Here is a 9200-nt window from a genome sequence, read left to right as displayed (position 1 = left end):
GGTGAACGTCGTGGTGCCGACCGCGTTCCCGGAAGCGATCCCGGGCAGCCACCGCTCGGCTGCGGCGGTGTCCGCGAGCAGCGCAGGCACGACGGCGATCGACTCGACGCACGGCCCGGGAAGTCCGGCGCGCCCGAGCTCTTCCAGGCAGGTCACCAACTCGACCGGCCCGAGGCCGAGACCGCCGAACCGCTCCGGAACGGCGACCCCGCACAACCCCATCTCGCCGAGCTGCGCCCAAATCCGGCGCCACGGAGCCGCGTCGCCCGCGGCCCAGCTGCGCGCGATCGCCGCGCCGTCGCCTGCGTCGAACAACGCGCGCAACGCCTCGGCCATGTCCTGCTGTTCGGTGGTGCGGGTGAACCTCAACGCGGCTCCCTGGGCAGGCCGAGCACGCGCTCGGCGATGACGTTGCGCTGGATCTCGTTGGTGCCCGCGTAGATCGGCCCGGCCAGCGCGAACAGGTAGCCGTCCGGCCAGGCGCCGCCCTCCGGTGCGGCGGGCGATCTGGCGGTGAGTTCGGCGTCCGGCCCCAGCAGGTCCATCGCCGCCTCGTGCAGCGCGATGTCCAATTCGGACCAGAAGACCTTGTTCATGCTGGACTCCGGCCTGACCGGGCTGCCCGCGAGGACCTTCGTGACGGTCTCGAAGGTCGCCAGCCGGTAGGCGCTCGCGCCGATCCAAGCGTCGACCACCCGGTCCTGCACCTGCGCGGCACCGTTCCACGACTCGACGAGCCGCTGCGCCGCGGCGAGGAACCGGCCCGGGCTGCGCAGCGACAACCCGCGCTCGCTGCCGGTGGTGCTCATCGCGACCCGCCAGCCTTCGCCGACCTCGCCCAGCACGTCGGAGTCCGGCACGAAGACCTCGTTCAGGAAGATCTCCGCGAACGCCGGCTTGCCGTCGATCCGCCCGATCGGCCGCACCGTCACGCCTTCGGCGTCGAGCGGGAACAGGAAGTACGTCAGCCCGCGGTGCCGCTCGGCATCGGGATCGCTGCGGAACAGCCCGAACGCCCAATCCGCGAACGCGGCCCGCGAACTCCACGTCTTCTGCCCGGACAACCGCCAGCCGCCCGGCACCCGGCGCGCTCGGCTGCGGATTCCGGCCAGGTCGCTGCCCGCTTCCGGCTCCGACCAAGCCTGCGCCCAGACGTCCTCGCCGGAAGCCATCCGCGGCAGGAAGCGTTCCCGCTGCTCGGCCGTGCCGTGCTCGAACAGCGTCGGCGCGAGCAGGAAGATCCCGTTCTGCCCGACCCGGCCGGGCGCGCCCGCGGCGTAGTACTCCTCCTCGAACAGCAACCACTGCACCAGCGAGACGTCCCGGCCGCCGAACTCGACGGGCCAGGACACGACCGAGAAACCGGCCGCGTGCAGGGTCTTCTCCCACTGCCGGTGCGCGGCGAAACCGATTTCGGTCTCCAGCGACGGCAGCGGTTCGGCGGGCACGTTCGCCCGCAACCAGGTGCGCACCTCGTCGCGGAAGGCGAGGTCTTCGGCGGAGAACGTCAGATCCACGGCAGCCTCCCCGCGCTCACTCGGCGGCGCGCTTCATGCTCTTGGCGTCCATGCCGCTGAGCGAGTCCTGCTCGACCTCGGCGTTGTGCGCGTGCGCCAGGTGGTGCAGCCCGAATGCGGAATCGAGCCCGCTGTGCCGCCCCATGAGGTCTTCGGCCTGGTTGACGGCCTTCTTCGCCAGCGCCAGCCCGAACCGCGGCATCGCGGCGATCTCGCCGGCCAGTTCCAGCGAGGTATCGGTCAACTGCTCGCGCGGGACGACCCGGTTGACCATCCCCACCTCGTAGGCCCGCTGCGCGCTCATCCGCTTGCCGGTGAACAGGAACTCCTTCGCGATTCGCGGCCCGAGCACCCACGGGTGCACGAAGTACTCCACGCCCGGAATGCCCATCCGCACCACGGGATCGGCGAAGAACGCGTCCTCGGCGGCCACGATCACGTCGCACACCCACGCCAGCATCAGGCCACCGGCCACGCACGCGCCCTGCACGCTCGCGACGACGGGTTTCGGCATGTCCCGCCAGCGGCGGCACATTCCCAGGTAGACCTCCTGCTCGCGGGCGAACCTGGACTCGCCGCCCGCCTTGTCGGTGTGGCCCCACCACAGGCCCGCGCGGCGCTCGTAGTCCACGTCGACATCGCGGCCCGGTGAGCCGATGTCGTGCCCGGCGGAGAAGTGCTCACCCGCTCCGGCCAGCACGATGACCTGGACCTCGTCATCGGCGCAGGCGCGGTAGAAGGCGTCGTCCAGTGCATAGGTCATCGCGGAGTTCTGCGCGTTGCGGTAGTTCGGCCGGTTCATCGTCACGACCGCGGTCGGACCGTTGCGCTCGTAGCGCACGACCGGTTCCTCTTCGGCCATCGTCACCCTCCTCTTCCGGGAGTCGCGCCGTCGTGCTCCGAGGTTAGCGAAACTAGCAAGTGCTTGGTAGGCTTCGTTTTCCAGCGGGGGTGTCCAGCGGGCTCAGACCGCGATCGGCCGGAGGTGCTTCGGATGGATCTCACCGACAGCGCGCAGGAAGCGGCGTTCCGCCGGGAAGTGCGGGAATGGCTCGGCGACAACCTCACCGGCGAGTTCGCCCAGGCGCGGGGGCTCGGCGGACCTGGGCGCGAGCACGAAGCGTTCGACGTGCGGCTCGCCTGGGACCGGCACCTCGCCGCAGCGGGCTGGACCTGCCTGGGCTGGCCGGAGGAGTTCGGCGGCCGCGGCGCGTCCATCGCCCAGCAGGTGATCTTCCACGAGGAGTACGCCAAGGCGGGCGCGCCGGTTCGGGTCGGGCACATCGGCGAGGAGCTGATCGGTCCCACGATCATCGCGTTCGGCACCGAGCAGCAGCAGCGGCGCTTCCTGCCGCCGATCGTGGGCGTGCGGGAGCTGTGGTGCCAGGGCTACTCCGAGCCCGGCGCAGGGTCCGACCTGGCGAACCTGTCCACCGCGGCGCACCGCGACGGCGCGGACTGGGTGGTGCACGGCCAGAAGATCTGGACCTCGCACGCGCACGTGGCCGACTGGTGCTTCCTGCTCGCGCGCACCGATCCCGCCGAGCGCAGGCACCGCGGGCTGTCCTACCTGCTGGTGCCGATGGATTCCGCGGGCATCGAGGTGCGGCCGATCGTGCAGCTCACCGGCACTTCCGAGTTCAACGAGGTGTTCTTCGACGGCGCGCGCACCGACGCGAGCAACGTGGTCGGCGAGCCCGGCGACGGCTGGCGGGTCGCGATGGGCACGCTCGGTTTCGAACGCGGCATCGGCACCGTCGACCAGCAGGTGGTGTTCCGCCGCGAGCTGGAAAGCATCACCGAGCTCGCCCGTTCCGGCGGTGCGCTGGACGATCCGGTGCTGCGGGACAAGATCAGCCGGGCCTGGATCGGCCTGGAGATCATGCGGTTCAACGTGCTGCGCACGCTGACCGGGGTCGCCGAGGGGACCGCGGGACCGGAGGCGTCCATCGCGAAGCTGTACTGGGCGAACTTCCACCGCGGGCTCGGTGAGCTGGCCGTCGAGGTCGCCGGTGCGTGCGGCCTGGTCGCGCCGGACGGCGAGCTCGACGAGCGGCAGCGGCTGTTCCTGTTCACCCGCGCCGACACGATCTACGGCGGTTCCGACGAGATCCAGCGCAACATCATCGCCGAGCGGGTGCTCGGGTTGCCGAAGGAGGCCCGGCCTTGAGAACACCGACCGAACCGGAACCGCACGGCCTGCTGGCGGGCAGGACCGCGGTGGTGACCGCGGCCGCCGGGACCGGCATCGGCTCCGCGGCCGCGCGCCGGATGATCCGGGAAGGCGCACGCGTCGTGATCAGCGACTCGCACCAGCGGCGGCTGGAGGCCACCCGCGCCGAGCTGGCCGAACTGCCCGGTGCCGAAGTCATCGCGGTGCCCTGCGACGTCACCGACGTCGAGCAGGTCGAGCACCTGCTGGACGCCGCGGCCGAGGCGTTCGGGCGGCTCGACGTGCTGGTCAACAACGCCGGACTTGGTGGAACGGCGCCGATTCAGGACATGACCGACCAGCAGTGGAGCCGCGTGCTGGACGTGACGCTGAACGGCACGTTCCGGTGCACGCGGGCCGCGATCCAGCGCTTCCGGGATCAGGGCGGCGGGGGCGTGGTCGTCAACAACGCCTCGGTGGTCGGCTGGCGCGCGCAGGCCGGGCAGGCGCACTACGCCGCGGCGAAAGCGGGTGTGATGGCGCTGACAAGGTGCGCGGCGGTGGACGCCGCGGAGTTCGGGGTGCGGGTGAACGCGGTGGCGCCGAGCCTGGTGATGCACGAGAACCTGGCGAAGGTGACCTCCGACGAGCTGCTGACCGAGCTGGAGTCCAAAGAGGCGTTCGGCCGCTCCGCCGAACCTTGGGAGATCGCCAACGTGATCGTCTACCTGGCCGGTGACTACTCGTCCTACCTCACCGGCGAGGTCATCTCCGCCAGCAACCAGCATCCGTGACCACCCGCGCGCCCCCGGAGCGAACGGACCGCTCGTCCCAATAGATTGGGCCAACGGGCCGTTCGCTCCGAAAACCAGAGCACTCCGAGAACACGGGCACTGCCGGCGGAACGAGCGGGTGCGCGGGGTCGGCAACGGCCAGTGAGAGGATGAGGACATGGCGGAGACCAAGCGCTCGACCGGTCGCGCGCAGCGCCCGGCGGCGGCTGAGGCGGGCGGTTCGCAGCGGCGCGCGGAGCTGCTGGCGATCGCCGCCGACCTGTTCGCCGAGCGCGGTTTCGTGGTCACCACCGTGCGCGAGATCGCCGACGCCGCGGGCATCCTCTCCGGCAGCCTCTACTACCACTTCGATTCCAAGGAATCGATGGTCGACGAGATCCTGCGCGAGTTCCTGGACTTCCAGCAGCGGCTCTACGACGAGGTGCTGCACGAGAAGACCGACCCGCGCGGCACCATCACCGAGCTGGTCCGGCAGTCGTTCCGCGCGATGAACGAATACCGCTCGGCGGTCACGATCTACCAGAACGAGGCGAAATACCTCCAGCAGTTCGAGCGCTTCAGCTACCTGCGCCGCGCCGCGAACGACTTCGAGCGCACCTGGATGAAGGTGCTGCAGCAGGGCCAGCAGGCCGGGATCTTCCGCAGCGACCTCAACGTGAAGATCGCCTACCGGTTCATCCGGGACACCGTTTGGACCACGGTGCACTGGTACAACCCGCGCGGCCGGTTGAACGCCGACGTGATCGCCGAGCAGCACATCACGATCTTGTGCGAAGGGATCATGACCGGGCAGGGGTGAGCCTGCCCGGCCGCGTTCGCCGGCGGCGCGCGATCGGTGGTCACGAAGCGGATTCCCGCGGGCCGCGCGAAGCGGATTCGAGCGCGCGCACGGCCTCGTCCACGATCCGCTCGATGAGTTCGGCGCAGCTGGGCAGTTCGCCGATCATTCCCACGGATTGCCCGGCGGGCAGCACGCCCGCGTCGGCGTGACCGTCCACCAGACCGGCCTTGATCAGCATCGGCGTGTTGGCGGCCAGCAGCACCGCGCTCCACGGCAGTTCGCTGTTGCGGCGCATCGCGATTCCGTCGCTGATCAGCTGCTTCCAGGACATGCCGCTCATCGCCTTGAACGCGGCCGCTTGCCGCAGCGCGCCCGGCAGGCGGCGCAACCGGCTCGCGGACTCGGCCGCGTCGGTGAGCCCGGTGCGCAGCATCCGGTGCGGCAGCCCGTCGACCCGCGAAGTGACCAGGGTGTCCCCGGACGCTGCCGCCAGGTACCGCTGCTTCACCTCGTCCGGCACGGCGCTGTCGCTGGTCAGCAGGAAGCGCGTGCCCATCCCGATGCCCGCGGCGCCGTAGCACAGCGCGGCGGCCAGCCCGCGGCCGTCGAAGAACCCGCCCGCGGCGATCACCGGAATGTCCACGGCATCGACGACCTGCGGCAACAGCAGCGTGGTGGCGACCGAGCCGGTGTGCCCGCCGCCTTCGCCGCCCTGCACGAGCACGGCGTCGGCGCCCCAGGAGGCGACCTTCTCGGCGTGCCGCTTGGCACCGACCGAGGGGATCACGACGATGCCCGCGTCCTTGAGCTTGCCGATCAGCCGCTTGTCCGGCGCCAGGGCGAACGAGGCGACTCGCACGCCTTCCCGGATCAGCAGGTCCACGCGCTCCTCCGCGTCGCCCGCGTCGGCCCGCAGGTTCACGCCGAACGGTTCCTCGGTGCGCTCGCGCACTTCCCGGACCGCCGAGCGCAACTGATCCATGGTCATCGTCGCGGAGGCGAGCACGCCGAGCCCGCCCGCTTCGGCGGTGGCCGACACGAGCCGCGGACCGGCCACCCAGCCCATTCCGGTCTGCACCACCGGATGCCGCACGCCGACGAGCCGGGTCAGCGCCGTGCCGAGCCCGCTCACGCCGGAACCTCCTGGTGCCGCAGACCGTCCGGGTCGAGGACCGTGCGGATCAGCTCCAGTTCCACATCGGACGGCAGCCGGGTCTGCTCCACCGAGCCGGTGTCCAGCTCGAACCCGGTGCTGTCCTGCACCTGCTCGACCGTGACCCCGGGATGCACCGAACGCAGCCGCATCGCGGCGTCCGGCCCGGCGAAGTCGAGCACGCCGAGATCGGTGACGACCACCTGCACGTCGTGGAAGGGCCCGCCGTCCCGGTCGTGCCCGACACCGGAGACCAGGTCCACGGACTCCACGAAGATCCGCTTGCCGTGCTTGGGAACCCAGTAGTTCGTGGTGTGGTTGACCGAGTTCCCCGGCGCGCCGCGCACTCCGATCAGCTGCACCTTCGGCCGGTCCCACGGGCCGATCCGGGAGATGTTCTGGTTGCCGTAGCGGTCGATCTGGGTGGCGCCCATCATCACCCGCCTGCGGCCGCCGGCGAGCAGGTCGAGCACCTGCCGGTAGGGCATCCAGCCCTCGACGACGCCGCCTTCCCGGCCGAGCGGCGGTGGCTCGGCGGTCAGCAGCAGGTCCGGTGCGGTGGTCATCCGGGCCAGCCGGGCGCCGAGCGAGGGGATCAGCCCGATCGGCGATGCGAGCACTTCGCCCGCGTCGCGCCAGGTGTCGGCGCAGGCGACGGCGCAGATCTCCGCGCGGGTCACTGCTGCGTTCACTGCGCCACCTCCTGTGCCCGGACGGCGGCTTGGTAAGCCTGCTCGTCACCGTTGAGGAACTCGTCGCGGAACGCCCGCCAGCTCTCCTCGTCCGAAGCGCTGGCCGCGTACCGCCGCTGGAAAGCCTCGTCCCGCTCGTAGTCGGGGACGCAGCTGGTGAAGTGCGCGCCGTTCGGCGTCTCGGCCACGGCGTCGGTGTGCGTCCGGTTCAGCAGCAACGACTGCACCGGGGCCTTCTGCAGCAGTTCCTCGGTGGGCACCACCTGTTCGCAGGTGACGTAGCCGCGATCGGCCGCCGCGCACATCAGATCGTCGAAGTAGGGGTCCGGCCCGAGGTATTGCGCGTTGCCGTGCCGGTCGGCGCGGTTGAGATGCACCAGCGCGGCATCGAGGCGCAGCGCGGGCATCGCCATCAGCTCTTCGCCGTCGTCGTAGGGAGAGCGCACGGTCCGCAGCCCCGGGTTCAACGCGGGCACGTCGGAGCCGATTCCGGCCCGCGTCGGGTGGAACGGCACCCGCGCCGCCGCCGCGCGCAGCCCGGCGAGGATCATCCCCTCGTCGTACTCGGCGACTTCGAGCTCCCCGCGCTGGCGCGCCGCCCGGAAGTGCGGGTCCAGCGGAATCGAATCCAGCGAGACGAACCCGTAGACGACCTTGCGCAACTTGCCCGCCGCCGCCAGCAATCCCACGTCCGGACCGCCGTAGGACACCAGCGTCAGATCGCGAAACTGCGAGCGCAGGATGGCGCGCACCAGCGCCATCGGTTTGCGCCGCGATCCCCAGCCGCCGATGCCGATGGTCATGCCGTCCCGCAACGATCCGACGATCTCGTCGACGTTGACCTGCTTGTCCCGCACCTGCCCGCCTTTCACCCGTCCGCCGGGCGCTCGCCGTCGACGAACGCCTCCCGCGCCCGGTCGGAGACACCGCTGAGGTTGAGTTCGAAGGTGAAGCCCTGCTCGAACCGGTAGCTGCGGTTGACGTCGACCGGGTCGATGCCGTTGAGCGCTTCCTTGGCCCGGCGCACGACCAGCGGTTCCTTGTCCGCGATCGAGCCGGCCAGCTCCAGCGCGGCGTCGTGCAGCCGCTCCGGTTCGACGACCTCCCACACCGAGCCGAACCGCGCCAAGTCGTGCGCGGTCGCGGTTCGGCCGGTGTAGAACATCGCCCGCGCGTAGTGCTGCGGCACGAGCCGTTGCAGGTGCGTGGCCGCGCCGAGCGCACCGCGGTCCACTTCGGGCAGTCCGAACGTCGCGTCCGCGGAGGCGATGATGATGTCCGAGTTGCCCACCAGGCCGATGCCGCCGCCGAGGCAGAACCCGTGCACCGCGCTGATCACCGGGACCGGGCACTCGTAGACGCTCTTGAACGCCTCGTAGCAGCCGTGGTTCACGGCGACGAGCTTGCTGTGCCCGGGATCCGCGGTGAGGTCCTTGATGTCCACGCCCGCGTTGAAGCCGCGGCCTTCGGCCTGCAGCACCACGACGCGGGTCCGCTCGTCCGCACCGGCCTGCCGCAGCGACTCCGCGAGTTCCTGCCAGCCGTGCGCGGGCAGCGCGTTCACCGGTGGGTTGTCCATGGTCAGCACCACGATCCCGTTGTCGTGGCGCCGGATTCTCGTGCTCATCCGCACCTACCAAACCTAGCACTTGTTAGGTTGGGTTGGTACGTTAGCAACCGAGGCGAAGGCCCCGCCAGGGGCGAACCCCGGAGGAACTCGTGGGCGTCGAGATCGACCTTTCCGGCCGAGTGGTGCTGGTGACCGGCGGAACGCGCGGCATCGGCGCCGGAATCTCCGAAGTCCTGCTGCGGGCAGGGGCGCGGGTGCACGTCTGCTCGCGCAGCGAACCCGAGCGGCTGCCCGAACACGACGGCGTTCGCGCCGAGTTCGTGCAGGCGGACGTGCGCGATCCCGAGCAGGTGGACGGGTTGATCGACGAGGTCGTGCGCCGCGACGGCAGGCTCGACTCGGTGGTGAACAACGCCGGTGGGGCACCGCCTGCGGACACCGCCACCGCGTCGCCCCGGTTCCACTCCAAGATCGTCGAGCTGAACCTGCTGGCACCGCTGCTGGTGTGCCAGCGGGCTTGGCCGGTGATGCGCGAGAGCGG

General features: G+C 70.7%; 11 protein-coding genes. 4 read left to right on the top strand and 7 right to left on the bottom strand.

What is annotated here, in order from left to right; genetic code table 11:
- The 3 genes from IJH84_RS10335 to IJH84_RS10325 form a co-directional block, all read right to left on the bottom strand.
- On the bottom strand, positions 1 to 369 hold a 369-nt coding region (locus tag IJH84_RS10335), incomplete at its 3' end, for an acyl-CoA dehydrogenase family protein (RefSeq protein ID WP_295143255.1).
- A complete protein-coding gene (locus tag IJH84_RS10330; protein WP_295143252.1) occupies positions 366 to 1517 on the bottom strand; it encodes an acyl-CoA dehydrogenase family protein in 1152 nt (383 codons plus the stop codon). The genes IJH84_RS10335 and IJH84_RS10330, both read right to left, overlap by 4 nt.
- Positions 1518 to 1533: 16 nt before the next feature.
- Positions 1534 to 2379 (bottom strand): enoyl-CoA hydratase, encoded by an 846-nt coding sequence (locus tag IJH84_RS10325; RefSeq protein WP_295143249.1) that lies wholly within the window; start codon positions 2377 to 2379, stop codon positions 1534 to 1536.
- A 132-nt stretch (positions 2380 to 2511) separates the two neighbouring features.
- Here IJH84_RS10325 and IJH84_RS10320 point away from each other — a divergent pair, with 132 nt between their 5' ends.
- The 3 genes from IJH84_RS10320 (at position 2512) to IJH84_RS10310 (ending at position 5262) form a co-directional block, all read left to right on the top strand.
- Positions 2512 to 3687, top strand: coding sequence for an acyl-CoA dehydrogenase family protein (locus IJH84_RS10320; protein ID WP_295143246.1), 1176 nt, complete (start codon positions 2512 to 2514; stop codon positions 3685 to 3687).
- Positions 3684 to 4463, top strand: coding sequence for an SDR family oxidoreductase (locus IJH84_RS10315; protein ID WP_295143243.1), 780 nt, complete (start codon positions 3684 to 3686; stop codon positions 4461 to 4463). The genes IJH84_RS10320 and IJH84_RS10315 overlap by 4 nt, the downstream gene beginning before the upstream one ends.
- Before the next feature lie 157 nt (positions 4464 to 4620).
- A complete protein-coding gene (locus tag IJH84_RS10310; RefSeq protein WP_200069202.1) occupies positions 4621 to 5262 on the top strand; it encodes a TetR/AcrR family transcriptional regulator in 642 nt (213 codons plus the stop codon).
- Between the two features lie 40 nt (positions 5263 to 5302).
- On the opposite strand, the gene IJH84_RS10305 is transcribed toward IJH84_RS10310, so the two are convergent.
- From IJH84_RS10305 to IJH84_RS10290, 4 genes are read right to left on the bottom strand one after another with little or no spacing between them, the layout of a single operon-like run.
- On the bottom strand, positions 5303 to 6376 hold the full coding sequence (locus IJH84_RS10305; RefSeq protein WP_200069203.1) for a nitronate monooxygenase: 1074 nt from the start codon (positions 6374 to 6376) through the stop codon (positions 5303 to 5305).
- Positions 6373 to 7089, bottom strand: a complete 717-nt coding sequence (locus IJH84_RS10300) for a CoA-transferase subunit beta (RefSeq protein ID WP_295143238.1) — start codon at positions 7087 to 7089, stop codon at positions 6373 to 6375. The genes IJH84_RS10305 and IJH84_RS10300 overlap by 4 nt, the downstream gene beginning before the upstream one ends.
- The gene (locus IJH84_RS10295; RefSeq protein WP_295143235.1) at positions 7086 to 7946 is read right to left on the bottom strand and encodes a CoA transferase subunit A; all 861 of its coding nucleotides are present in this window, start codon (positions 7944 to 7946) and stop codon (positions 7086 to 7088) included. The genes IJH84_RS10300 and IJH84_RS10295 overlap by 4 nt, the downstream gene beginning before the upstream one ends.
- An 11-nt stretch (positions 7947 to 7957) precedes the next feature.
- Positions 7958 to 8716 (bottom strand): enoyl-CoA hydratase family protein, encoded by a 759-nt coding sequence (locus IJH84_RS10290; protein WP_295143233.1) that lies wholly within the window; start codon positions 8714 to 8716, stop codon positions 7958 to 7960.
- A gap of 92 nt (positions 8717 to 8808) precedes the next feature.
- On the opposite strand from IJH84_RS10290, the gene IJH84_RS10285 reads away from it, so the two are divergent.
- Positions 8809 to 9200: SDR family NAD(P)-dependent oxidoreductase (locus tag IJH84_RS10285; RefSeq protein ID WP_295143231.1), on the top strand; the 392-nt coding region annotated here is incomplete at its 3' end.

Origin of the sequence: Saccharopolyspora sp. (genome assembly GCF_017434145.1) — a bacterium.
Taxonomy (GTDB): domain Bacteria; phylum Actinomycetota; class Actinomycetes; order Mycobacteriales; family Pseudonocardiaceae; genus Saccharopolyspora_C; species Saccharopolyspora_C galaxeae.
Note: the sequence above shows the minus strand (reverse complement) of the source record. Positions and strands in the feature narration are given on the sequence as shown.